Genomic DNA, 23,994 nt, shown 5'->3' on the forward strand with positions numbered 1-23,994 from the left:
CCCGGGCCCACCGCTGTGGGCCGGGCTCAGCCCTCGCTGCGCTCCGCCTCCTCGGCGTCGAGCCGCTCCTTCACCTGGGCGGTGTAGGTGGTGCGCCGCACGCGCCGGACCATGTCGAGCGCGAGGAGGACGGCCGCCAGAGCGATCACGAGCATCGTGATGAAGCCGAAGAGGCCCGGCGTGACCGTGTCCTCGTTGAACTCGGGGCCGGGGGTCGGCACCGTCGTGGAGGCGAGGACGACGGCGCGCTGGGCGCCCTCGAGCAGCGCGGCGATCACGCGCGCACCTCGTCGGCGACGACGACGCCGGAGCCGTCGGGCTCCGGAGACACCGGGGCGTCCCCCGAGGGCTCGGGGTCGGGAGCGATCGGCGGGACGACCGCGGTCGGGCCCGGGGCGAGCTCGGCCAGGTCGAGACCGGCGAAGAGATCCGTCTCGGGCGTCGGCGCGTCGACCCGGCTCTCGACGAGCTGGAAGTCGTCGGTCGGCCAGGCGGCGTCGATCGCCTCGTGCGGGAGGAAGAAGAAGGCGTTGTCCGGAGCGACCTGGCTGGCGTGAGCCAGCAGGGCCGCATCGCGCCGATCGTGGAAGCCGGAGATCACGACCCGCGTGGTCGCGAGATACGGGGTGTCCTCGTTCCAGCGCTTCATCTCCTCGAAGACCGACAGGCGCGGGTCCTCCGGGTCGATCGAGCGCAGGTGCTCGGCGATCGCCCGCAGCTTCTGGCCGCTGAAGACGCGGTCGTAGTACAGCTTCGAGACCGACCACGGAGCGCCCGTGTCCCGGTACTCCTCGGCGAGGCCCGCCGCGCGGTAGGCCTCGACGGCGACCTGATGGGCGCGGATGTGGTCGGGGTGCGGGTAGCCGCCGTTCTCGTCGTAGCTGATGATCACGTGCGGCCGGAACCGGCGGACCAGGCGCACGAGCGGAGCGGCGGCCGTGGCGAGCGGCAGACCCGCGAACGAGGCGGCGTCGACCTTCCCGTCCTCGGGCATGCCGGAGTCGACGAAGCCGAGCCAGGCGTGCTCGACGCCGAGCGCCTCGCGAGCGGCCGCCATCTCGTAGCGGCGGAGGCCGCCGATGTCGCGCTCGGCGTGCGCGCGGGCCTCGAGGCCCTCGTTCAGCACGGAGCCGGCCTCGCCTCCGGTGCAGGAGACCACCATGACCTCGGCGCCCCGCGAGGCGTAGGCGGCCAGTGTAGCCGCGCCCTTGCTCGACTCGTCGTCAGGATGGGCGTGCACGGCGAGGAGGCGCGGAGTGTCCCGCACCTCCGAATCGACGGAGACCTCGACGGCCTGGGACACGATCGCTCGATTCCTCGGGGTTTAATGGGATCGGCGCTCCCGTCCGCGAAGGACGCGCGCCACCCGTCCAGAGTAGACGCATCACCCAGGGAGTTCCGTGGCCGCCCGCACGTCCGAGAGCGTCGAGGGAGCCGCCGCGCCCGCGCACGATCCGGACGCGGTACGCGCCGCCGGACCCCTCGCCACCCGCTACGGCCGCACGACGCGCACCCGCCGCGGCAACCGCTGGCTCTTCGGCGGCGTCGCGCTCGCCTTCGTCGCCGTCTTCGCCGCCTGGGTCGTCTGGGCCGGACTCGACGGAGCACGCGGCGGGGTGGACGTCCAGGACACCGCGCACCAGGTCGTGGACGACCGCACCGTCACCGTCTCCTTCGACCTCACCGCGCCCGTCGGCCGCGAAGTCGCCTGCGCGGTCCAGGCCCTCAACGAGCAGTCCGCCGTGGTCGGCTGGCTGGTCGTGGAGTACCCCGCCTCGACGGAGCGCTTCCGCTCCTACACGGAGACCGTCCGCACCACCGAGCTCGCGAACACAGGTTTGATCTCCTCCTGCTGGCTCCCGTAGGCTTGCCCGAAGCCCTGACGGACTCGTCGGGGCCTCGCCATTCCCACCGCCGCCTGACGCCGGCCGTCCCCACCGCCGGACGCGGACACCTCCGCACGGTGCTGCCGGGCGCCGCGAGCGCGGCCCGCAGAGCAGGAGCCCACCATGGCCGACCAGTCACAGGTGACCTGGATGACCCAGGAGTCGTACGACCGCCTCGAGGCGGAGCTCACCGAGCTGTCCACCAACGGACGCGAGGAGATCGCCAAGCGCATCGAGGTCGCCCGCGAGGAGGGCGACCTGAAGGAGAACGGCGGCTACCACGCCGCGAAGGACGAGCAGGGCAAGATCGAGGCCCGCATCCGCCAGCTGACCTCGCTCCTCCGCGAAGCCGAGATCGGCACGCCCCCCGAGAGCCACGGAGTCGTCGAGGCCGGCACCATCATCACCGCCGAGATCGCCGGCGACGAGTCCCGCTTCCTCCTCGGCAACCGCGAGATGGCGGGCGAGAGCGACCTCGACGTCTACAGCCCCCAGAGCCCCCTCGGATCGGCGATCATGGGCCTGAACGTCGGCGACACCGCCCGCTTCACGGCACCCAACGGGCGGGAGATCGAGGTCCGCGTCGCCAACGTCGAGACCTGGTCCGGCCACTGATCGCACGTCGCGGCGCTCTCCGCGGCGTTGTCGTCGGGCGCGATACCGCCGGTATCGCTTCCTCCTCCGCCTTGCGGAGAACGCCGCGACACACGATCAGCCCTCTCCAGACGGGGGGGGCGCCGGCTTCGCGGCGACAGCGTCGGGCGCGATACCGCCGGTACCGGCTTCCTCCTCCGCCTTGCGGAGAACGCCGCGACACACGATCAGCCCTCTCCAGACGGGGGGGGCGCCGGCTTCGCGGCGACAGCGTCGGGCGCGATACCGCCGGTACCGCCTCCTNNNNCACGATCAGCCCTCTCCAGACGGGGGGGGCGCCGGCTTCGCGGCGACAGCGTCGGGCGCGATACCGCCGGTACCGCTTCCTCCTCCGCCTTGCGGAGAACGCCGCGACCCACGATCAGCCCTCTCCAGACGGGGGGGGCGCCGGCTTCGCGGCGACAGCGTCGGGCGCGATACCGCCGGTACCGCTTCCTCCTCCGCCTTGCGGAGAACGCCGCGACCCACGATCAGCCCTCTCCGAACGGGAGCGCCGCGCAGGCTTCGCGGCGACGGCGAGGGCGCGAGATCGCCGGTACCGGCTTTGTCCTCCGCTCTGCGGAGAACACCGCGGCGCCCTCGAGCGGTCAGTTGCGGGAGATGCGGGGGGCGTAGCCGGCGTCGGTGAGGACCTGGATGACGCGGTCGGCGTGCTCGGGGCCGCGGGTCTCGACGCTGATCTCGATCTCGACCTCGCTGATCTGCAGGCCCCGGCCGTGCCGGGTGTGCAGCACCTCGACCACGTTCGCGTTCGCCTCCGAGATGAGCTCCGCGATGCGCGACAGCTGCCCCGGACGATCCGGCAGCCCGATGCTCATCTTGAGGTAGCGCTCCGACGCGGCCAGGCCCCGGCTGATCACCCGCTCCATCATCAGCGGATCGATGTTGCCGCCCGACAGGATGACCGCGGTCGCTCCGGCGTCGCGGATCTTCCCCGTCAGGATCGCCGCGATGCCCACCGCGCCCGCGGGCTCCACCACGAGCTTCGCCCGCTCCAGCAGCACCAGCAGAGCCCGGGCGATGTCGTCGTCCTCGACGGTGACGACCTCGTCCACCATCTCGCGGACGATCGCGAAGTTCAGCTGCCCCGGCTTCGCCACGGCGATGCCGTCGGCGATCGTCGGAGAGATCGTGATCGCGGTCGGCTCGCCGCTTGCGAGCGAGAGCGGGTACGGCGCCGCGTTGGCCGCCTGCACGCCGATGACGCGGAGCGTGCGCCCCTCCTCGGCCGCCTTCTGCTTGGCCGCCGATGCGACCCCGGCGATGAGGCCGCCGCCGCCGATGGGCACCACGATGGTCTCGACGGCGGGGGCCTGCTCGAGGATCTCGAGGCCGACCGTGCCCTGGCCGGTGATCACGTCGGGGTGGTCGTAGGGAGGAACGAAGACCGCGCCCGTGCGCTCGGCGAACTCCGCCGCCGCCGCGAGCGCCTCGTTGAAGATGTGGCCGCTCAGCACCACGTCCGCGCCGTAGTCGCGGGTGGCTGCGAGCTTGGGCAGCGCGACGCCGATCGGCATGAAGATCGTGGCCTTGATCCCCAGCTCCCGCGCCGCGTAGGCGACGCCCTGCGCGTGGTTGCCGGCCGAGGCCGCCACGACTCCGCGGGCCCGCTCCTCCGGGGTGAGCCGCGACATCCGGAACACCGCTCCGCGGATCTTGTAGGAGCCGGTGCGCTGGAGGTTCTCGCACTTGAGGAACACGGGCGAGCCGAGGACCTGCGCGAGGAAGGTGCTCGTCTCCATGGGGGTGGCGGCGATGACGGGGGCGAGGACGGCGCGGGCCGCCTCGAACTCGTGGAGGGCGGGTCCGACGACGCGGCTAGTCTGCATGCTCTGCGGCAACTCTCTCGGGGGTTCGGGTCGGCGAGCGCCAGGCTCCGCTCGCGACGTACTTGACCATGACGTTGAGCGTGGCCACGACGGGCACCGCGAAGAAGGCGCCGGCGATGCCGCCGATGATCGAGCCTCCTGCCACCGCGAGCACGACGGCCAGCGGGTGGACCTTGACCGCCGACCCCATGATCAGCGGCTGGAGGATGTGGCCCTCGAGCTGCTGCACCGCGAGGACGACGATCAGCAGGAAGAGCGCGATCAGCGGTCCGTTGTAGACCAGCGCGATGAAGACGGCCAGCGCCCCGGTCACCACGGCGCCGATGACCGGCACAAAGGAGCCGAGGAAGACGAGCACGCCGATCGGGATGGCCAGCGGGACGCCGAGGAGGAAGGAGCCGAGGCCGATGCCGACCGCGTCGACGAAGGCGACCAGGATCTGCACCTTCACGAAGTTGGTCAGCGTCACCCACCCTGCGCGACCGGCGCCGTCGACGGCTCCGCGGGCGCGGCGCGGGAAGAGGCGGACGACCCAGCTCCAGATGTTCGGCCCGTCGATGAGGATGAACAGCGTCGAGAAGAGGGTGAGCAGCACGCCCGTCAGCAGGTGGCCGACGGTCGAGCCGACGCTGAGCGCGCCGCTGACCAGCATCCCCGAGTCCTGCTGCAGGGCCGTGAGCGCCTGCTGCGCGTACTGGTTGATGTCGGTCTCGGTGAGGTGGAGCGGCGACTCGAGGAGGAAGGCCTTGAAGTCGTCGTAGGACTGCACCGTCTGCCGGCTGAGATCGTCGAAGCCGGAGTAGACCTGGGTGACGACGAGGAAGAGGAGCCCGCCGATCACCACGACGATCCCCAGCTCCGCCAGGACGACGGCGGCCCACTTGGGCCAGCGGTGGCGCTGGAGGAAGCTCGAGAACGGCACGAGCAGGGCGGCGATCACGATCGCGAGCAGGAGCGGGATGACGATCAGCCGCAGCTCGATGACGAGCAGCACCAGCACCGCGAGCGCCGCGACCACGACGAGGACGCGCCAGGCCCAGGCGCCGGCGATGCGCATCCCGTCGCTCACGAAGGCCGAATCGGCGACGGGAGCGGGCCGGGAGGGGGCGGCCGGGGCGACGGGCGCGGCGGGCTGGACGGCGCGCGGGCCGGAGGTGCGGCGGGACCTGCCGAGTCTCATCTGCCCAGACTAGGCCCCGGCGCATACGCCGCGCGGTATCCCCGGGGAGTGCTCATGCGGCGGCGCCGACCGCCGCCTGCTCCGGTGCCGGACCGACCGCGACCGGGCGCCGCGCGGGCAGCACGCCGACCCGCTCCCCCGGCTCGAGGCGGTGCCCCGACGCGTGCTGGACGGTGACCTCCTCGCCCGTCGACAGCCGGACGGTCGAGCGCCGCACCGGCCCCAGGAAGCTCGAGGCGAGGACGACTCCGGGCAGGGAGTCGGGAGCGCCGTCGGCCACGACGGCGAGGTCCTCGGGGCGGAGGAACACCGACACGGGACCGTCGGCCGCCGCCGCGTCGACGAGCGGCAGGCGCACGCCGAGCGCGAGGACCGATCCCGACGAGACCGTCCCCGCGACCACCGTCGAGAGGCCGACGAAGCGGGCCGTGAAGGCGGTCGCCGGGCGCGCGTAGAGGTCCTCCGGTGCACCCAGCTGCTCGATCCGCCCGGCGTTCATCACCGCGACGCGGTCGGCGACGGCGAGCGCCTCCTCCTGGTCGTGCGTGACGAAGAACGTGGTGATGCCGATCTCGGACTGCAGGCGCTTGATCTCGTCGCGCAGCTGGACGCGGACTTTCGCGTCCAGGGCCGACAGGGGCTCGTCCAGCAGCAGCACCCGCGGCCGCGTGACGAGGGCGCGCGCGAGCGCCACCCGCTGCTGCTGGCCGCCGGAGAGCTCGTGCGCGTAGCGGTCGCCGAGGGCGCCGAGGCCCACGACCTCCAGCGCCTCCCCCGCGGCCGCCCGGCGTTCGCGCGCCCCGACTCCCCGGGTGCGCAGCCCGAACTCGACGTTCTCGCGCGCCCGCAGGTGCGGGAAGAGCGAGTACGACTGGAAGACCATGCCCATGTCGCGCTTCGCGACGGGGACGTGGGCGACGTCCTCCTCGTCGACGAGGATCCGCCCCGCGTCGATCCGCTCGAGACCACTGAGGGCTCGCAGGGCTGTGGTCTTGCCGCAGCCGGAGGGGCCGAGCAGCGCGATGAACTCGCCCGGGGCCACGTCGAACGAGACGCCGTCGAGCGCTCGCGTGGAGCCGTAGTGCCGCTCCACGTCGACGAAGCGCACGCGGGCGCCGGGGAGGGTGGGAGCGGTCACGAGGAGCCTTTCGAGGAGCGCGCCCGACCCGTCGGCAGGCCGATCCGCGCGAGGCGGCCGATCCCGAGCAGGAGGGCGAAGGCGAAGAGGAGGGAGAGCAGCGAGAAGATCACGGCGACGTAGGCGTCGGACTTCGACACCTGCACCAGGCCGGTCTGGAGGGTGGTGCGGCTGAGGAGCGAGGCGATCGTGTACTCGCCGAGAACGACTGCGACGGTGATCAGCGCGGCCGCGACCAGGCCCCGGCGCAGGTTCGGCAGGAGGACCCTCCCGAGCACCGCGAGCGGGCCCGCGCCGAGTGAGCGGGCCGCCTCCGAGAGCGTAACGGCGTCGAGACCGGCGAGGTCCGCCGCCACGGCGCGGTAGGCGTAGGGCAGGACCAGCACCCCGTAGGCGAGAGCGAGCGTCCACGTCGCGGAGCCGGCGAGCTCGGTGACCACGGAGTAGACCGGCGCGAGGCCGACGACGAGGACGATGGCGGGCACGGTCAGCGGGAGCAGGCAGACCAGCTCCAGACCCCGGCGCAGGCGCGGGAGCCGGATCTCGACGAGCAGCATCGTCGGCACCAGCAGGACCAGGACGATGAGGGCGGTGACGACGGCGAGGACCAGCGAGTTTCCGATCCCCTGGAACAGCGAGCGGTAGGCGCGCTCGTTCTCCGGGTCGAGGATCGCCGTCCAGTGCGAGAGGTCGTGGCCGCCGGCGCCGCGGAGCGTGAACTCCGCCATCGCGACGATCGGGACGGCGAACACCAGCCCGGTGATCACGAGCACCGCCCCGGACAGGAGCCGCGCGGGCCTCATCGCTGCCACCGCCGGGCCCGGCGCTGCAGCAGCGCGTACCCGGACATCAGGACCACCATCACCGCGAGCATCCCGAGCGCGAGGGCGCCCGCGAGGTTCTCACGGCCCAGCACCGTCTCGCTGACCAGCGCGGCGCGGATCTGCAGCGGGACGATCTGCGCGCCCTGGCTGATCAGCGCCGCCGCGGTGGCGAAGGAGGAGAACGCGTTCGCGAACAGCAGCAGCACGCAGCCGAGGAACGACGGCGCCAGCACCGGGAGGGCGACGTGCAGCCAGTAGCCGAGCCGGCCCCCGCCGAGCACCGCGTTCGCCTCGGCCCACTCCGGGCGCAGACCCTCGAGCGCGGGCAGGAACGTGAGCACCATCAGGGGCACCTGGAAGTAGAGGTAGGGCAGGACGAGCCCGGGAAGCTGGTAGAGCCACACGCCGTCGGCGTAGAGGTCGACGCCCGCTCCCGCGAGGAGGGTGGTCACCAGCCCCTGCACGCCGATCGTCGCGATGAAGGCGAACGCGAGCATCACACCGCCGAACTGCGCGAGGACGCTCGCCGCCGCATCGACGACGGTCCGGAGCGCCCCGCGCGGATCGGAGCCGAGCAGGGCCAGGCACACGACCGCGCCCAGCACCGCGCCGACGACGGCGGTCACGGCCGAGAGCCCGAGCGACGCGCCGAAGGCGGACAGCACGACGGGATCCCCGAGCGCGAGCACGTTAGCCGTGGTGAAGCGGCCGTCTCCGTCCGTGAATCCGGTCGCCACGGCGAGGACCGTGGGGACGGCCAGGAACAGCAGGACGTAGAGCGCGAAGGGGGCGACGCCCAGCACGGCCGGGGTGCCGCGCCGTCCCCGGGGCGCGGGCGCCCCGGAGACGGCCTCGGCGGGAGCGGTGGTCACTGGATCGCCGCGGCCCACTTCTCGGCGAGGAGCGACGAGGCCGCCTCGGTCTGCTTCTCCGTGAACTGGACGAGGTCGGAGGGAGCGGCGCCGACGGCGTCGAGCGCGTCCTGGTCGACCGTGCCGGCCTCGGTCATCGCGGCCAGGCGCACCGGGTAGGCGCCGGCGGCGAGGTAGAGGTTCTGCGCGGCGTCGGAGTAGAGGTACTCCTGCCAGAGCCGCGCGGCCGCGGGGTGCGGAGCGTCGGCGTTGACCGCCTGGTTGTAGTAGCTGCCGACGGCGGAGCCCGGGAGGACGGTCGTCGTCCACTCGCGGGTGCCCTCGTTCGCCTTCCCGGCGGCGAGGTTGTTGTAGCTCCAGTCGAAGACGACAGGGGTCTCGCCCGAGGCGATGGTGGCGTCGGTCGGGTCCAGCGGCAGGAAGTTGCCGGCGTCGTTCAGCTTCTCGAAGAAGTCGATCCCCGCCTGGACGTCGTCGGCGGAGCCGCCGGACTGGAGAGCCGCGAGCTGCACTGCGGCCGCGGCGGCTCCCGCCTGGGTCGGGTCGCCGTTGATCGCGACCGAGCCGCGGTAGTCGGCGCCGAGGAGGTCCTCGAGCGACGTGGGCGCAGGCACCGCGGCCGCGTCGAACCCGATCGACATCAGGCCGGTGTAGTCGTTCACCCAGAGGCCCGACTCCTCCTTGTTCCCCTCGGGGATGTCGTCCCAGGACTCGACCTTGTACGGCGCGAACACGTCCGTGTTCGCCAGAGCGACGGCCGGCCCGAGGTCGAACACGTCGGGAGCGGTGTCCTGCCCGGCGAGGTTCTCCGCCGTGCTGATCTCCTCCGCGGAGGAGACGTCGGGGTCGGCGGAGTTCACGGTGATGCCGTACTCGTCCTCGAAGCCGCTGATCAGCTCGCCGTAGTTCGCCCAGGTGTCGGGCAGGGCGATGACGTTGAGCTCGCCCTCGGCCTTCGCGGCCTCGACCAGGGCGTCCAGCCCGCCGAGGTCCGCGGCGGACGTGGCGGACGCCGCGTCCGCGCCGCCGCCGTCGGACGAGGCGGTGGCGCCGCCGGAGCAGGCCGAGAGTGTGAAGACGAGGGCGGTGCCGGCGGCGGCGACCGCGGCGGTGCGCGACAGGCGCTGAATGGTCAAGGGTCCTCCAGGAGTCGGGTGGGCCGCCCCGGTGGGACGGCCTCGGGCACGGTAGGAGCGCCGCGAGTCGGCGAGGGAGCGCGGCGGTGAATGCCGGGCGAACGCCGGGGGCGAATCGGGGACGGCGATGTCGGGGGCGTTCGCTAGCGTGGGCGGACCATGACCGAGCAGCTCTCCCCCGCGCTGGCGCGCCGCATCGCCCTGGCGGCGCAGGGGTTCGGCCCCCGTCCGTCCCGGGTCGACGCGCGCCGGGTGCGCGCCGCCGTGGACCGGATCCGCCCGCTCCAGCTCGACTCGGTGAACGTCTTCGAGCGGAGCCACTACCTGCCGCTGCTCGCGCGGCTCGGCCCCTACGAGCGCTCCCTCCTCGACGCCGCGGCCTTCTCCCCCGACGGCCCCTACGTCGAGTACTGGGCCCACGAGGCCGCCCTCGTCCGCCGCGAGGATCTCCCGCTCTACCGCTGGCGGATGGAGCACTACCGCCGGGTCCGCCTGCCCGAGCACGAGGGCTGGGCCCACGAGAACCGCGCCACCCTCGACTGGCTCCGCGCCGCGCTCGCCGACGGTCCCCTCCGCGCCTCCGAGATCGAGCACGAGGCCAACGTCCGCACGGGCCCCTGGTGGGGCTGGTCCGACATCAAGCGCGGCCTCGAGGTCCTGTTCCGCTGGGGCGAGGTGGTGACGGCGGGGCGCACGCGCTTCGAGCGCTCCTACGGTCTCGCCGAGCGGCTCCTCCCGAGCGCGGTGCTCGATGCCGACGTGCCCCTCCCCGACGCCGTCCGCGAGCTCGTGCGCCGGGCGGCCCGGGCCCACGGGATCGGCACCCTCGGCGACCTGGCCGACTACCACCGGCTGCTCCAGTCCCCCACGCGCGTCGCGATCGACGAGCTGGTCGAGGCGGGCGAGCTCGAGCGCGTCGAGGTGCGCGGCTGGGAGCGGGGCGGGCGATCCGTGCCGCTCTGGCGGCACGTCGACGCCCGACGCCCCCGCACGCTCCGGGCGGACGCGCTCCTCTCGCCGTTCGACCCCGTGGTCTGGCACCGGCCGAGGGCCGAGCTGTTCTTCGGCTTCCACTACCGGATCGAGATCTACACCCCGGCCGAGCAGCGGGTCCACGGCTACTACGTCCTCCCCGTGCTCCTCGACGACGTGATCGCTGCCCGGGTCGACCTCAAGAGCGAGCGCAAGCGCCGGGTCCTCCTCGTGCAGGCCGCCTGGCTCGAGCCGGGGGCCCCGGCCGACACGCCGGAGCGGCTCGCCGCACTGCTGGTCGAGGCGGCGGCCTGGCAGGGCCTCGACGCCGTCGAGGTCGTCGGTCGCGGCGACCTCGCGGCCGCCCTCGCCGCAGCACTGAGGAGGATCGCGTGAGCGCGCCCGGCGGCGTCCTGGCGCTGGCGCTCTCGGAGCGCTGCGTCGCCCGTCTGCTCGAGCGCGGGAGCGTCGTCGGGGTCGGCACGGGCGAGCTCGCCCACGCGGCCGGCGTCTCCCTCCGGACCTTCCACCGGTACCTCGGCGGGAAGGAGGACTGCGTGCGCCCGGTGCTCGCCGCCGCGATCGCCGCGATGGGACGCGCCCTCCTCGAGCGCCCGGCCGCCGAGCCGCTGAACGCGGCGCTCGGCCACGCCTTCGCCGCGGCGGCCTCCGGTCCCCAGCTCGACCGCACCCTCCGGCTGATCCCCCTGCTCACCGAGACCTCGGCGATGCGCGCCGTCTGGGCGCAGTCGCTGCACGACGGCGAGGAGGCGCTGACGCCGTTCCTCGCGGAGCGGATGGGGCTCGGCCGCACGTCCCCGCACCGGGCGGCCGTCCTGGCCACCGTCGTCCTCGCCCTGGTCCGGCGGGCGCTGGTCGACGCGGCGGCGAGCGGCATCGACCCGGCGCCGGTCTTCGCCGAGTACCTGACGACCGTCGACGGCGGTCCGCTGGCGGCTCCGACCGGATGACGTCCCGTCCGGCGCGGTGGCGCGTGCCCCGCTGCCAGGGGCGGGATCCGGGCGGGCGGCGATCGTCGACGGGGCGTCGGCCGGATCGGCCTGCTAGAAGCGCGAGCCCATCTCGGAGAGGCGGGCGACGCGGTCCGCGATCGGCGGGTGGGTCGCGAAGAGGCGCGCGACCACTCCCGGCTTCGACGGGTCGGCGATCCAGAGGTGCGCCATCGAGCTGTTCTGCCGCTGCATCGGCCGGCCCGCGGACTCGAGCTTCAGCAGGGCGCGGGCGAGGGCGTCGGGGTGGCGGGTCGTCAGCGCACCGGTGGCGTCGGCGAGGTACTCGCGCTGGCGGGAGATCGAGAGCTGCACGACCGAGGCGACGATCGGCGCGAGGACCATCGACACCAGCCCGACGACCAGGAGCGCCGGGTTGCCCCCGCCGTTGCCGTTGCCGCCCCGCCCGAAGAAGGCCAGGCGGAGGAAGGCGTCCGAGAGGAAGCCCACCGCGACGACGAGACCGAAGACGATCATCGAGACGCGGATGTCGTAGTTGCGGACGTGGCCCAGCTCGTGGGCCATCACGCCCTCCAGCTCGGCGTCGTCCATGATCGCGAGCAGGCCCGTCGTCGCAGCCACGACGGCGTGCTCGGGATCACGGCCGGTCGCGAACGCGTTCGGCGCCGGGTCGTCGATCAGGTACACCTTCGGCATCGGCGTGCCCGTCGCGATCGAGAGGTTCTCGACGATTCGGTACAGCCTCGGCTCGTCCGCCTTCTCCACCGCCACGCCGCCGCTGAGCGCGACCGCCTGGCGAGCGGCGAAGAAGTACTGGACGAACGCGTACCCGGCGGCGATCACGAGCACCACCACGACGATCGTCGTGCTGCGGTAGACCGCTGCAGCCAGGGCGCCCAGGCCGCCGATGATCGCCAGGAACAGGACGAGGATCAGGACCGTGTTGCGCTTGTTGCGGGCGATCGCGCTGTACACGGCGGCTGCCTAGAACTGGACGCGCGGGGGCTCCGAGATCGCGGCGAGATCGCCGACCTCGAAGAACTCGCGCTCCGAGAAGCCGAGCCGGCGCGAGAAGAGCGTGTTCGGGAAGACCTTCACCTTGGTGTTCATCTCGCGCACACCGCCGTTGTAGAAGCGCCGGGCCGACTGGATCTTGTCCTCGGTGTCGACCAGCTCGCCCTGCAGCTGGAGGAAGTTCTGGCTCGCCTGCAGCTGGGGGTACGCCTCCGCGACCGCGAAGATCGACTTCAGCGCGTTCTGCATGTGGTCCTCGGCGACCGACGCCTCCGCCGGGCCCTGGGCCTGGAGCGTCTCGGCGCGAGCCTGCGTCACCGACTCGAAGACCTGGCGCTCGTGCGAGGCGTAGCCCTTCACGGAGTCGATCACGTTGGGGATCAGATCCGCGCGGCGCTTCAGCTGAACGGTGATGTCGCTCCACGCCTCGTCCACGCGGACGTTGAGGGTGACCAGCGAGTTGTACGTCGCCCAGAGGTAGACCCCGAGGATGACGACGAGCGCGACGACGACGATGAGCGGGACGAGCCATTCCATGCCGTCCAGTGTAGGGACGGTGCACTCCCCGGCACCTGTCGATGAGGCGCATTCGCAGGGGCGGGTCGGCCCTACTTGAGGGTCTTCTGCAGCAGGACGGTGCTGAGCCAGCGCTCGAACTTGAAGCCGACGCGGCCCATCCGGCCGACCTCGACGAATCCGAACTGCGCGTGCATCGCCAGCGACGCCTCCGCGCCCTTGTCGGCGATCACGGCCATGATCTGACGGATCCCCACGGCCTTCGCGCGCTCGAGGAGCTCGGCCATCAGCGCCCGGCCGAGGCCCTTGCCGGTGGAGGCCGCCCGCAGGTAGATCGAGTTCTCCACGGTGAAGCGGTACGCCCGCTTGGAGGACCACGGCGACACCATCGCGTAGCCGAGGATCTGGCCCGACGGCGAGACGGCCACGATGAAGGGCAGCCCGAGCTTCTGGTTGCGGGAGAACTTCGTGCGCCACTCCTTCAGCGTCGAGTCGTCCTCGTCGAAGGTCACCACCGTGTTGCGCACGTAGTGGTTGTAGATCTCGCGGATGTCCGGGAGGTCGGCGTCGCGGGCGTCGCGGATCTCGAACGAGAAGCCGGGCTCGGGAGGCGGCGCCTTCCGCAGGTGCGGCGGCAGGACGCGCCGGCTCTCGTACTCTTCCTCAAGCATCCGGCTCCCCTTCGGCTCCGCCCATCGATCCGGGCCAGCGTAGCCGCCCCGCGGGCGAGCGCCCGGTCACGCAAGAGCGCTCCAGTCGACCGGCTCCGCGCCGCGCTCCTCCAGGAGGGCGTTGGCGCGGCTGAACGGCCGGGAGCCGAAGAAGCCGCGCGAGGCCGACAGCGGGCTGGGGTGCGCGCTCTCGATCACTCCGGCCTCCCCCAGCATCGGGCGGAGCGACGCGGCGTCGCGGCCCCAGAGGATCGCGACGAGAGGCGCGTCCCGGGCGGCCAGCGTGCGGATCGCGTGCTCGGTGACCACCTCCCAGCCCTTCCCGCGGTGCGAGGCGGGAGCGCCGGGGGCGACGGTGAGGACCCGGTTGAGCAGCATCACGCCGCTCGAGGTCCAGCCGCTGAGGTCGCCGTGCTCGGGCGGCTCGACGCCGAGATCGTCCCGGAGCTCGCGGTGGATGTTCTGCAGGCTCCTCGGCAGCGGGCGCACGTGGCGCTCGACCGCGAAGGACAGCCCGATCGGGTGCCCGGGCGTCGGGTACGGGTCCTGTCCGACGATGAGGACGCGCACGTCCGCGAGCGGGGCGGCGAAGGCGCGGAGCACGTCGCGGCCCGCGGGGAGGTAAGGCCGACCGGCCGCGACCTCGCCGCGGAGGAAGTCGCCCATCGCGGCGATGTCCCCGGCGACGGGGGTGAGCGCCTCCGCCCAGCCCCTGTCGATCAGTCCCGAGGCCGCGAGCTCCGCGAGGTCCACCCGGTCAGCCCGCCGCGAGCGTCGCGACGACGACTCCGGCGTCGCTGCCGCTCACGCGCCACACCGAGCCGGCGCCGCCGACGCGGAGCGCGCCGGTCCCGACGATCAGCAAGGTGGACTCGTCGAGCGCGACGCCGCCGTCGACCAGGCCCGCCTCGACGGCCGCGACCAGGCGGCCGAGGGTCCCCCACTGCGCCGCATGCACGTCGACCGTCACGTCGATGAGGCCGATGCCCTCGAGCACCGTGACCTCGTCGAGCTCCTCCGCCGCACCCTCAGGGACGACGGCGACGCCGCCGATCCGGTGGCCGCCGACGAGGGCGCGATCGGCCGCGACGGCGGCTCCCGCCGAGTAGCCGGCGTACGGCACCCCGGAGGAGACGAGATCGCGCAGCCGCGGGAAGCAGGCCTCGAGCGCGTCGCGGTAGGCCGGGGTCAGGCCTCCGCCGACGAAGATCCCGTCGACGTCGTCGAAGACCGCGGGATCGATCCGGCCGCCCTCCGGCTTCATCACGGCGAACACGTCGAGTGGGCCGACCGTCGCGAGCAGTGCCGCGTAGCCGGCGTAGGCCTCGGGGCCCAGCCCGTCGTGGACGACGACGATCGCGATGCGCGGGCCCTCGATCCGGCCGGCGTCGACCGCGTGGGCGCGCGCCTCCGCGAGGAACGCCCCGTACAGCTGCTGGTCGTGCTCGACGCCGCCTCCGCCGCCGATGAGGTGGACGCTCACTCGTCGTCCTCGGCGAGGGCTCCGTCCACCGGGGGCAGAGCCGACCAGGGGAAGACGATCCAGCGCGGGGTGCGGCGCCAGAAGAAATCGGGCTCGAGCACCGTGCGCGGCTTCGTGTAGAGGGTCACGGTGCGCACCTCGGCACCCATCGCGCGGATGAGCTTCACCGAGAGGGCGAGGGTGTGGCCGGAGTCGGAGACGTCGTCGACCAGGAGGATGCGCTTGCCGCGCACGGACGCCTCGTCGAGCAGCGGCGGCAGCACCACGGGCTCCGCCAGGCGCGCCTCGACGCCGGTGTAGAACTCGACGTTCAGCGCGCCGCAGCTCTTGATGCCGAGCGCGTAGGCCACGGCGCCCGCGAGGAGCAGACCGCCGCGCGCGATGGCGACGACCAGCTCCGGCCGGTAGCCCGACGCGACCACGTCGTCGGCCAGGTGCCGAGCGGCGTCGCCGAACTCGAGCCAGCCGAGCACCTCCTTCTCCGTGGCGGCGAGGAGGGCGGCGGAGTCGTCGGCGTCGGAAACCATGAGGGACAGGCTAGGCCGTCGCGGGCCTCCGCGTCACATCGGTCAGGCGCGCGGGGCCAGGGGTCCCTTCGCGACCTTGTGCGGGGCCGCCTGCGCGACCGGCTTGATGGTCACCAGGTCGAGGTTGACGTGGGCGGGGAGCTCCACCGAGGAGACGATCGCAGCGGCGACGTCCTCCGCGACGAGCGGGTCGGGGACCTCGGCGTAGACCGCGTCGGCGCGCTCCCGGTCGCCGCCGAAGCGGACCAGCGAGAACTCGTCCGTGTGCACCATCCCCGGCGCGATCTCGATCACGCGGATCGGCTCGCCGGCCAGCTCGAGCCGCAGCACGGCGACCAGCGCGTGCGCGGCGTGCTTGGCGGCGTTGTACCCGCCTCCGCCCTCGTAGGCGACGTGGCCGGCGATCGAGGTGACCGTCACGATGTCCGCGGAGGTGCCGCTCCCCCGGATCCCGGCGCGCAGCAGCGGGAGCAGCGCGCTGGTCACGAGCTTCACCGAGAGCACGTTGATCTCGAACATGCGGCGCCAGTCCTCGGGGTCGGACCTCTCGACCGAGTCGAGTCCGAGCGCGCCGCCCGCGTTGTTCACGAGGGCGTGCACGGGCCCGGAGGAGGCGAGGTGGTCGCGCAGAGCGTCGACCTGGGCGGCGTCGGTGAGGTCGGCGGCGAAGTACCCGGCGCCGGTCTCGGCGGCGAGCGCCTCCAGCCGGTCGCGCCGGCGCGCGACGGCGACGACCTCCCAGCCGTGCTCGCAGAACAGGCGGACCGTGGCCGCCCCGATCCCTGAACTCGCTCCTGTCACGACAACGCGTCGATCCACGCCCGTCCCCTTCCGTCAAGCCTCGGACACCCTCGACTCCGTCGTCGCAGCCCAACGCTAGTCTGGCCGCGTGCCGCCCGCCGACCCGGTCCCCGCGACCGCCGGAACAGCCGTCACCCCGAAGCGCCGCGTTCCCCTCTGGGACAACGCGCGCTTCGTCTGCGTGACCCTCGTCGTGATCGGGCACGGCGTCCAGAGGCTGACGGCCAACTCCGACACCTCGCTCATCGTCTACCTGACGATCTACGCCTTCCACATGCCGGCGTTCGCGATCATCTCGGGCTACTTCTCCAAGAGCGGCGCCCCGAGCGGGCGCGCGATGCGGCGGGTGCTGACCGACATCCTCCTGCCCTACCTGATCATGGAGACGATCTGGACCCTGGTGCAGTTCCTGGTCGAGGGCAAGCAGGAGTTCAACCCGACGAAGCCGAGCTGGACGCTGTGGTTCCTGCTCGCGCTGGGCATCTTCCGCCTCGTCCTCCCCTACCTGGCGCTGCTGCGCTGGCCGCTTCTGATCAGCGTGGTGCTCGCGGTCGGGGTCAGCTACTACGACAACATCGACTCGACCTTCTCGCTCGCACGCGCGATCGGGATCCTGCCGTTCTTCGTGTTCGGCTGGCGGCTGCGCGGCTTCTCCCCCGGCGGCCGCTCCGCCGTCGAGCGCTGGCTCGATCAGCCGCCGTCGCGGGTGCTCCTCGCCCGGATCCTCGCCGTCGTCCTCTTCGCGGTCACGGCGGTCGTCATGACCGTCAACATCGAGGCGTTCCGAGCGGCGGACCTGCGCTACTGGTTCTTCTACGACCGCCCCTACGACGCCCTCGGCGAGACCCAGTGGTGGGCCGGGCTGGTGCGGCTGGCCCTGATGGCCGGAGCGGTCGTGCTCTCGCTCGCGCTCTTCGCGCTGGTTCCGCGCCGCCGCACCCCGCTCACCGCCTGGGGGCAGTCGACGATGTACGTCTACCTCCTCCACAGCTTCGTCCTCTATCCGCTGCGGGAGTCCGGGATCCTCTCGCGGACGGAGAGCACGCTCGCCCTCGTGCTGATGATCGTGTTCTGCATCGCGGTCTCGGTCGCGCTCTCACTGGGCTGGACTCGCACCGTCTTCCACCGGCTGGTCGAGCCCCGCGCGGCCTGGCTCTTCGCCCCGGTGGCCGACGAGAGGCCCCGGCGCCCGGACCGCGCCGACCCCACGGGCGCCAAGCGCGACCGGCAGCCCGAGCGGCGCTGACGGCCGTTACCCCGTGTGTCGGCGGTTCTGGCCGCCCGGCGGGCCCCCGCGTACGCTCGTCGCGACGGAGAACGGCCCCGTCCCCGACCCCGACGATCCGATGGGAAGCACCATGACCGACTCCGAGAAGTGGCAGTTCGAGACCAAGCAGATCCACTCGGGCGCCGCGCCGGACCCGGTGACCAAGGCCCGCGCGACGCCGATCTACCAGACCACGTCCTACGTCTTCGACAACGCGGAGCACGCCCAGAACCTGTTCGCGCTGGCCGAGTTCGGGAACATCTACACCCGCATCCAGAACCCGACCCAGGCGGTCGTGGAGGAGCGGCTCACCGCCCTCGAGGGCGGCTCCGGCGCCCTGCTGCTCGCCTCGGGCCAGGCCGCCGAGACCGCGGCCGTGCTGAACATCGCCCAGGCCGGCGACCACATCGTCTCGTCGTCCTCGATCTACGGCGGCACCTACAACCTCTTCAAGTACACCCTCGCCAAGCTCGGCATCGAGACGACCTTCGTCGAGAACCAGGACGACCGCGAGGAGTGGCGCCGCGCCGTCCGTCCGAACACGAAGCTGTTCTTCGCCGAGACCGTCGGCAACCCCAAGATCAACATCCTCGACATCCGCACCGTGGCCGATGTCGCGCACGACGCCGGCGTGCCCCTGATCGTGGACAACACCATCGCGACGCCCTACCTGATCCGCCCCTTCGAGCACGGCGCGGACATCATCGTGCACTCGGCGACGAAGTTCCTCGGCGGCCACGGCACGGTCATCGGCGGAGCGATCGTCGACGGCGGCCGCTTCTCGTGGACTGCGAACGCCGAGCGCTTCCCCGGCCTCACCACGCCGGACGAGTCGTACCACGGCGCCGTCTACACCGCCGCGGTCGGCGACTCCCTCGCCTACATCATCAAGGCCCGCGTGCAGCTGCTGCGCGACCTCGGCGCCTCGATCGCCCCGGCGAGCGCCTGGCAGCTCATCCAGGGCATCGAGACCCTCTCGCTCCGGATCGAGCGCCACGTGCAGAACGCGCAGGAGATCGCGGAGTACCTCGAGAACCACTCCGACATCGCCTCGGTGAACTACTCGGGCCTGCCGACCTCGCCCTGGTACGCCGCGGCCAACCGCTACGCGCCGAAGGGCGTGGGCGCGGTGCTCTCGTTCGAGCTCAAGGGCGGAGTGGACGCCGGCCGGGCCTTCGTCGACTCGCTGGAGCTGTTCTCGCACCTGGCCAACATCGGCGACGTCCGCTCGCTCGTCATCCACCCCGCGTCGACCACGCACTCGCAGCTCTCGCCCGAGCAGCAGCTGACCGCCGGCGTCACTCCGGGCCTGGTGCGCCTGTCGGTGGGACTCGAGAACGTCGACGACCTCCGCGCCGACCTCGACCAGGCCCTCCGCGCCGCGCGCGCCGTCGTCGAGGCCTCCCGCGCGAACGCCTGAGGCCCCTCGGCGCCCTGACGGGGTCCCCGTCCGCGGGGATCGCGTCAGGGCGCTCCGCGCGCGGGCGGAGGAGCGCGGGAGCAGGGCGTAACAAACGGCTCCGCCCCGCGGCGCTCTGACACGATGGACAGCGCTATGGACTGGCAGCAGACACTCGAGGACACGGTCCCGTCGGCGTTCGTCACCGAGCGCCAGCTCCTCTCGGTCATCGGCAAGCCGCCCGCCACCGGAGCCTGGCGCGACGGCGACCACCCGGGCGGACGCCGCTTCGTCGACCTCGGCCCGTTCGACTTCGAGGCGGGCGGCCGACTCCCCCACGCCCGGATCGCCTTCGAGAGCTGGGGCGCGCTGAACGAGCGCCGCGACAACGCCGTCCTCGTCCTGCACGCGCTGACCGGCGACTCCCACCTGCTCGGCCGCGGCGATCCCGGCCACGCGACGGACGGCTGGTGGTCGGGACTCGTCGGCCCCGGCCTCGTGATCGACACCGACCGCTTCTTCGTGGTCGCCCCGAACATGCTCGGCGGCTGCCAGGGCTCCAGCGGTCCCGCGTCCCTCGCCCCCGACGGCCACGAGTGGGGCGCACGGTTCCCGTACACGAGCATCCGCGACCAGGTGCGGGCGCAGGTGCAGTTCAGCGACCTGCTCGGCGTCGAGCGCTGGCACACCGTCATCGGCGGCTCGATGGGCGGGATGCAGGCGCTGGAGTGGGGGATCGACCACGCGGAGCGGGTCGCGCGCCTCGCGGTCCTCGCAGCTCCCCCGCGGGCCACGGCCGACCAGATCGCCCTCAACTTCGTGCAGCTCGAGGCGATCCGCAACGACGCGGCCTTCGCGGGCGGCTCCTACTACGACGCGGGCGACGGCCAGGGCCCGTACCACGGCCTCGCGCTCGCCCGCCGGATGGCACTGCTCAACTACCGCAGCCCCTCCGAGCTCAACGACCGCTTCGAGCGCAGCTGGCAGTCGGGGCTGAGCCCGCTCGGCGGCGGCGGCCGCTTCGCCGTGGAGTCGTACCTCGACTTCCACGGCAACAAGTTCACGCGCCGCTTCGACGCGAACAGCTACATCACGCTCGTCGAGGCGATGAACTCGCACGACGTCGGCCGCGGCCGGGGCGGCGAGGCGGCCGCCCTCTCCCGGATCACCAGCCCGACCCTCGTCCTCGGCATCGACAGCGACCGGCTCTTCCCGGTCGAGGGCCAGCGGATCATCGCGGCGCACGCTCCCGGCGCCCTCGACGGCGGAGAGGTCGCGGTGATCACCTCGACGTTCGGCCACGACGGGTTCCTCATCGAGGACGACGCGGTCGGCGCGCACCTCGCCCGGCTGCTGGCGCATCCCGCGACGGCCTGACCGGGTCGACTCCGGCGCGGTTCGACGCCCCGAACCGCTCCGACCGGCCCGGGCAGTGGCTATCGTGAGTCGGGGGCCAGCCCCGCGCCACGACCGGAGGGGGCCAGCGCGTGCCGATGATCCGCAGCGCCCGCGAGCGCGACCGGCTGCTGCGCCACTCCGCCTGCGGGATCGGCCTGCTCACGGAAGCGGGGGCGCTCGGCATGGCCCTCATCCCCGGAACGCTCCAGCCCGCCGCCGTGCCGTTCGCCGTCGCGCTGCTCCTGGGCATGATGGCCGCCCACGTCGAGCTCGCCCGGACGGGGCGCCGCAGCCGCGTGATCACCGTCGCCGTCGGCGGCCTGCTGCTGGGCTGGGGCCTCGCCCTGGGGCTCGCTCCGGGCGCCGACTTCGCCGGGTTCGTCCTGGTCAACACCGCGAACGCCGTGACCGCGAGCATCGCCGTGGTCGTGACGACGTCCGCGCGCCGCCTGCTCCTGCTGCTGCCGGTGCTCCTCCCGAGCCTGATCCCGTCGGTGCTCGTCTCGAGCGGCACCATGATCCCCACCGTGGTCGTCCAGAGCCTGCTGCCCTGGGGCACGCTCTGCGGCTTCGCCCTCTGGATCGGCACAGCGGTCCCACGGGTGGTGCGGCGGATCGACAGCATCGGCAACGCGCACCGTGTGGAGCGCCTCGCCAGCGAGACGGAGGCGCAGCGCCGGCAGGGTGCGCGGCTCCTGCACGACACGGTGCTGGCCACCCTCACGCTCCTCGCGCACTCGGGCCGCGGAGTGTCGGTCGACGCGCTCCGGCAGCAGGCGGCGCAGGACGCGCAGCTCCTGCGCCAGCTCCGGCTCGGCGGGACCCCCACCCCGAGCGCGTCCGGCTCCTACCAGCTGACCAGCGTCACCTCCGCCCCCGCGGCCAACACCCTCGAGACCGTCCGCAACCGCTTCGGCCGGATGGGGCTCGACGTGATCTGGCACGGCTCCGGCCAGGTGGCGCTCACCGGCGCGGCCCTCGACTCCTTCGTGCTCGCCCTGGCGGAGTGCCTCGAGAACGTGCGCCGCCACTCCGGCGTCGCCTCGGCCGACGTGACGATCACCGAGGACGAGACGACCGTCCGCGCGATGGTCACGGACGCGGGCGCGGGCTTCGACATCGCGACCGTCCCCGACACGAAGCTCGGCTTCAAGGAGTCGGTGATCGCCCGGCTCGGCGACGTCGGCGGCCGCACCAGACTGTTCAGCGCCCCCGGATCGGGGACGACCGTGGTGCTGGAGGTCCCCAAGTGAGCCCCGCGCCGGAGTCGCGGGCCCCGCTGCTGGGACGCGTGCCCGCGACGCACGGCCGCTCCTCCCGGTCCGCCCGCTCGGTCCGCCGACAGCAGGAGGGGCTCGGCACCAACTACCTCGGCAGCGGCCTCAACGGCATCGCCGCCGCGATCCTCGCCTACGAGCTGCTGATCTTCCTCTCGACCTCCGCCCGCTACAGCGACCTCGCACCCGCGGCGATCGCCTGGGTCCTCGTCGTCCTGGCCTTCGGATCCACCGTCCTCGCGATCCACCTCGGCGGACGCCGCCTGCCGCTCCCGGTCTACCTCTGCTTCCTCGTCGCCCTCGGAGCCGCCGTCGTGCTCGACCTTGTGGCCGTGACCGACTCCGGCGCGGCCCGCACCGTCCCCACCGCCGCGGTCGCGGGCGCCGTCGCGCACGCCGCGCTGATCGTCCACCGGCGCGGGATCGAGATCCTCGCGGTGAGCGCCCTCGTCGCGATCGCCGAGGTGATCGCGTTCCTCTCGATGGAGTCGGGCGGCGCGGGCGCGCTCTCGGTGCGCATCAGCGCCCTCGTGGTGACGATCGCGCCGGCCGTCGTCGTGGTCGTGATGATGCGCGGATTCCGCCGGATGGTCCAGCTCGAGATCGACCGCGCCCTCGTGCAGAGCACCACGCTCGGCCCGCGCTACGCGGTCGGGATGCTCGCCTCGGAAGAGCTCGCACGGCTCGACCTCGCCGCCGAGCGCCTCCTCGCCGAGGTGGGCGACGGCTCGGTCCGCCTGCCCCTCGACGCCCAGCGCGCCGCCCACGCGACCTCGCTCGCCACCCAGCTCCGCCTCCACCTCATCGAGGGGCGGCGCGAGACCTGGCTGCACCACGCCGTGCTCGAGTCCGAGCTGCTCGCGCCGCTCGTCGAGCTCGACGACCCGGACGGCACCGCCGGACTCCTCGGGCACCAGCAGCGCGACGGGCTCCTCTCGGCGATCTGGCTGATGGCCGACAGCGCGACCGGGCTCGCCGTGGTCCTCCACGTCGAGTCGGGCAGCCCCCGCGATCCCGGAGCCGGGACGGCCGCCCGAGGACTGCTCGTGCCGATCACGCTCCGCTCCTCAGGCGCGCCCTTGCGCGGCGTCGATCCTGCGACGTGGGAGGCTATCGCTCAGGTCGGCGTCTTCCGCGACACCTCGCGCGACGGGGAGCTCCGGATCGAGATCGACTGCCTGGTCGAGAATCCCGCCGACCGGTGAGCAGCCGCCGAGAGACCGCCGACGACCGCCGACCTAAGGACACCGATGACACCCACCGCTGACGCGAAGATCACTCTCGCGGTCGTGGACGACCACAAGATGCTCCTCGGAGCGCTCACGGAGTGGATCCGCGGAGCCGCCTCCGACATCCAGCTGGTGGCCGCGGTCGCCTCCTGGCCCGAGCTGCTCACGCACCCCGAGTTCCCCGTCGACGTCGTCCTCCTCGACCTCGACCTCAAGGACAACATCCCGATCTCGGTGAAGCTCTCGACCCTCAAGACCACCGGGGTGAAGACCGTGCTGATGAGCACCTACTCCGAGCCCGCCGTGGTCCGCGAGGCGCTCGCCTCCGGAGCCCTCGGCTACCTGGTGAAGACCGAGGACGCGGACATGATCGTCGAGGCGATCCGCGCGGCCAAGGACGGCCACTCCTACATCTCGCACGAGCTCGACATGGCGCTCTCCACCGGCGACTCCGACGGAGCGCCGAAGCTCAGCGCGCAGGAGCGCCGAGTGATGGCCCTCTACGGCGGCGGCGAGCCGGTGAAGTCGGTCGCGTTCGAGCTGGGCATCTCGGAGGAGACGGCGAAGTCGTACCTCAAGCGGATCCGCGAGAAGTACCGCGTCGTCGGCATCGACGTCGGCACGAAGGTGGCGCTCCGCAAGCGCGCCATCCACGACGGGATCCTCATCGAGACGGACTGAGTCCTCTTCCGTGGCGGTCCCTGCCCGCCACGGCGCGGTCGGCTTCACGACGTGGTGCGTTCCGCGGAGCGAGGTGCGTCGCCCGGCATCGATCCGCTGGCACGCGGATCGCTGTCGGCGGGCTCCACGAGGGCGCGGCGGTCCCCGCCCGCCGCGGCGCGGTCGGCTTCACGACGTGGTGCGTTCCGCGGAGCGAGGTGCGTCGCCCGGCATCGATCCGCTGGCACGCGGATCGCTGTCGGCGGGCTCCACGAGGGCGCGGCGGTCCC

General features: G+C 72.8%; 25 protein-coding genes. 10 read left to right on the top strand and 15 right to left on the bottom strand.

The window, feature by feature from the left end; genetic code table 11:
* Positions 1-26 precede the first annotated feature (26 nt).
* Both C5C99_RS03725 and mca read right to left on the bottom strand, forming a co-directional pair.
* Positions 27-278 carry a hypothetical protein gene (locus tag C5C99_RS03725; protein ID WP_104224426.1) on the bottom strand — a complete coding sequence of 84 codons (252 nt, stop codon included), beginning with the start codon at positions 276-278 and terminating at the stop codon, positions 27-29.
* Positions 275-1,303: a mycothiol conjugate amidase Mca gene (gene mca / locus C5C99_RS03730; protein WP_258063623.1), complete on the bottom strand. Its 1,029-nt coding sequence runs from the start codon at positions 1,301-1,303 to the stop codon at positions 275-277. The genes C5C99_RS03725 and mca overlap by 4 nt, the downstream gene beginning before the upstream one ends.
* Before the next feature lie 97 nt (positions 1,304-1,400).
* Here mca and C5C99_RS03735 point away from each other — a divergent pair, with 97 nt between their 5' ends.
* Positions 1,401-1,865, top strand: a complete 465-nt coding sequence (locus tag C5C99_RS03735; RefSeq protein ID WP_104319088.1) for a DUF4307 domain-containing protein — start codon at positions 1,401-1,403, stop codon at positions 1,863-1,865.
* A gap of 144 nt (positions 1,866-2,009) precedes the next feature.
* Positions 2,010-2,501: a transcription elongation factor GreA gene (greA, locus tag C5C99_RS03740; RefSeq protein WP_104225519.1), complete on the top strand. Its 492-nt coding sequence runs from the start codon at positions 2,010-2,012 to the stop codon at positions 2,499-2,501.
* 626 nt (positions 2,502-3,127) lie between these two features.
* Here the strand turns inward: greA and ilvA are convergent.
* From ilvA to C5C99_RS03770, 6 genes are read right to left on the bottom strand one after another with little or no spacing between them, the layout of a single operon-like run.
* A complete protein-coding gene (gene ilvA / locus C5C99_RS03745; RefSeq protein WP_104224429.1) occupies positions 3,128-4,369 on the bottom strand; it encodes a threonine ammonia-lyase in 1,242 nt (413 codons plus the stop codon).
* Positions 4,359-5,549: an AI-2E family transporter gene (locus C5C99_RS03750; RefSeq protein ID WP_104225517.1), complete on the bottom strand. Its 1,191-nt coding sequence runs from the start codon at positions 5,547-5,549 to the stop codon at positions 4,359-4,361. Before C5C99_RS03750 ends, ilvA begins: the two co-directional genes overlap by 11 nt.
* Positions 5,550-5,601: 52 nt before the next feature.
* Positions 5,602-6,687, bottom strand: a complete 1,086-nt coding sequence (locus C5C99_RS03755; protein WP_104339614.1) for an ABC transporter ATP-binding protein — start codon at positions 6,685-6,687, stop codon at positions 5,602-5,604.
* Positions 6,684-7,490, bottom strand: coding sequence for an ABC transporter permease (locus C5C99_RS03760; RefSeq protein ID WP_104249530.1), 807 nt, complete (start codon positions 7,488-7,490; stop codon positions 6,684-6,686). The genes C5C99_RS03755 and C5C99_RS03760 overlap by 4 nt, the downstream gene beginning before the upstream one ends.
* Positions 7,487-8,383: an ABC transporter permease subunit gene (locus tag C5C99_RS03765; RefSeq protein ID WP_104339644.1), complete on the bottom strand. Its 897-nt coding sequence runs from the start codon at positions 8,381-8,383 to the stop codon at positions 7,487-7,489. The genes C5C99_RS03760 and C5C99_RS03765 overlap by 4 nt, the downstream gene beginning before the upstream one ends.
* Positions 8,380-9,519 (bottom strand): ABC transporter substrate-binding protein, encoded by a 1,140-nt coding sequence (locus C5C99_RS03770; protein ID WP_104339615.1) that lies wholly within the window; start codon positions 9,517-9,519, stop codon positions 8,380-8,382. Before C5C99_RS03770 ends, C5C99_RS03765 begins: the two co-directional genes overlap by 4 nt.
* Before the next feature lie 159 nt (positions 9,520-9,678).
* Between C5C99_RS03770 and C5C99_RS03775 the strand changes: the two genes are divergently transcribed.
* Both C5C99_RS03775 and C5C99_RS03780 read left to right on the top strand, forming a co-directional pair.
* The gene (locus tag C5C99_RS03775) at positions 9,679-10,887 is read left to right on the top strand and encodes a winged helix-turn-helix domain-containing protein (RefSeq protein ID WP_104224434.1); all 1,209 of its coding nucleotides are present in this window, start codon (positions 9,679-9,681) and stop codon (positions 10,885-10,887) included.
* Positions 10,884-11,462 carry a TetR/AcrR family transcriptional regulator gene (locus tag C5C99_RS03780; RefSeq protein ID WP_104224435.1) on the top strand — a complete coding sequence of 193 codons (579 nt, stop codon included), beginning with the start codon at positions 10,884-10,886 and terminating at the stop codon, positions 11,460-11,462. The genes C5C99_RS03775 and C5C99_RS03780 overlap by 4 nt, the downstream gene beginning before the upstream one ends.
* Positions 11,463-11,555: 93 nt before the next feature.
* Here the strand turns inward: C5C99_RS03780 and C5C99_RS03785 are convergent, their stop codons facing one another.
* From C5C99_RS03785 to C5C99_RS03815, 7 genes are all read right to left on the bottom strand, one after another.
* Complete coding sequence (locus tag C5C99_RS03785) at positions 11,556-12,437, bottom strand: M48 family metalloprotease (protein ID WP_104339616.1); 882 nt, start codon at positions 12,435-12,437, stop codon at positions 11,556-11,558.
* Between the two features lie 9 nt (positions 12,438-12,446).
* Positions 12,447-13,013 carry a LemA family protein gene (locus tag C5C99_RS03790; protein ID WP_104224437.1) on the bottom strand — a complete coding sequence of 189 codons (567 nt, stop codon included), beginning with the start codon at positions 13,011-13,013 and terminating at the stop codon, positions 12,447-12,449.
* Between the two features lie 71 nt (positions 13,014-13,084).
* A complete protein-coding gene (locus tag C5C99_RS03795) occupies positions 13,085-13,663 on the bottom strand; it encodes a GNAT family N-acetyltransferase (protein ID WP_104224438.1) in 579 nt (192 codons plus the stop codon).
* A 66-nt stretch (positions 13,664-13,729) separates the two neighbouring features.
* On the bottom strand, positions 13,730-14,416 hold the full coding sequence (locus C5C99_RS03800) for a uracil-DNA glycosylase (RefSeq protein ID WP_104224439.1): 687 nt from the start codon (positions 14,414-14,416) through the stop codon (positions 13,730-13,732).
* A 4-nt stretch (positions 14,417-14,420) separates the two neighbouring features.
* Positions 14,421-15,146, bottom strand: coding sequence for a peptidase S51 (locus C5C99_RS03805; RefSeq protein WP_104339617.1), 726 nt, complete (start codon positions 15,144-15,146; stop codon positions 14,421-14,423).
* Positions 15,143-15,673: a phosphoribosyltransferase gene (locus tag C5C99_RS03810; RefSeq protein ID WP_104224441.1), complete on the bottom strand. Its 531-nt coding sequence runs from the start codon at positions 15,671-15,673 to the stop codon at positions 15,143-15,145. Before C5C99_RS03810 ends, C5C99_RS03805 begins: the two co-directional genes overlap by 4 nt.
* Positions 15,674-15,715: 42 nt before the next feature.
* Positions 15,716-16,492 (bottom strand): SDR family NAD(P)-dependent oxidoreductase, encoded by a 777-nt coding sequence (locus C5C99_RS03815; RefSeq protein ID WP_258063624.1) that lies wholly within the window; start codon positions 16,490-16,492, stop codon positions 15,716-15,718.
* Positions 16,493-16,562: 70 nt separating this feature from the next.
* Between C5C99_RS03815 and C5C99_RS03820 the strand changes: the two genes are divergently transcribed.
* The 6 genes from C5C99_RS03820 to C5C99_RS03845 all read left to right on the top strand — a co-directional run bounded on the left by C5C99_RS03820 (position 16,563) and on the right by C5C99_RS03845 (position 23,725).
* Positions 16,563-17,720 (top strand): acyltransferase family protein, encoded by a 1,158-nt coding sequence (locus tag C5C99_RS03820; protein WP_104224443.1) that lies wholly within the window; start codon positions 16,563-16,565, stop codon positions 17,718-17,720.
* A 112-nt stretch (positions 17,721-17,832) separates the two neighbouring features.
* Positions 17,833-19,161 carry a bifunctional o-acetylhomoserine/o-acetylserine sulfhydrylase gene (locus C5C99_RS03825; protein ID WP_104225507.1) on the top strand — a complete coding sequence of 443 codons (1,329 nt, stop codon included), beginning with the start codon at positions 17,833-17,835 and terminating at the stop codon, positions 19,159-19,161.
* Between the two features lie 135 nt (positions 19,162-19,296).
* A complete protein-coding gene (locus C5C99_RS03830; protein WP_104339619.1) occupies positions 19,297-20,517 on the top strand; it encodes a homoserine O-acetyltransferase in 1,221 nt (406 codons plus the stop codon).
* A 116-nt stretch (positions 20,518-20,633) separates the two neighbouring features.
* Positions 20,634-21,791, top strand: a complete 1,158-nt coding sequence (locus C5C99_RS03835; protein ID WP_104339645.1) for a sensor histidine kinase — start codon at positions 20,634-20,636, stop codon at positions 21,789-21,791.
* A 38-nt stretch (positions 21,792-21,829) separates the two neighbouring features.
* Positions 21,830-23,020, top strand: coding sequence for a hypothetical protein (locus C5C99_RS03840; protein WP_146076851.1), 1,191 nt, complete (start codon positions 21,830-21,832; stop codon positions 23,018-23,020).
* 45 nt (positions 23,021-23,065) lie between these two features.
* Entirely contained in the window at positions 23,066-23,725 is a 660-nt protein-coding gene (locus C5C99_RS03845; RefSeq protein ID WP_104224447.1) for a response regulator, read from the top strand.
* Positions 23,726-23,994: the final 269 nt, after the last annotated feature.

The organism is Rathayibacter sp. AY1C4, assembly GCF_002932195.1.
GTDB lineage: Bacteria > Actinomycetota > Actinomycetes > Actinomycetales > Microbacteriaceae > Rathayibacter.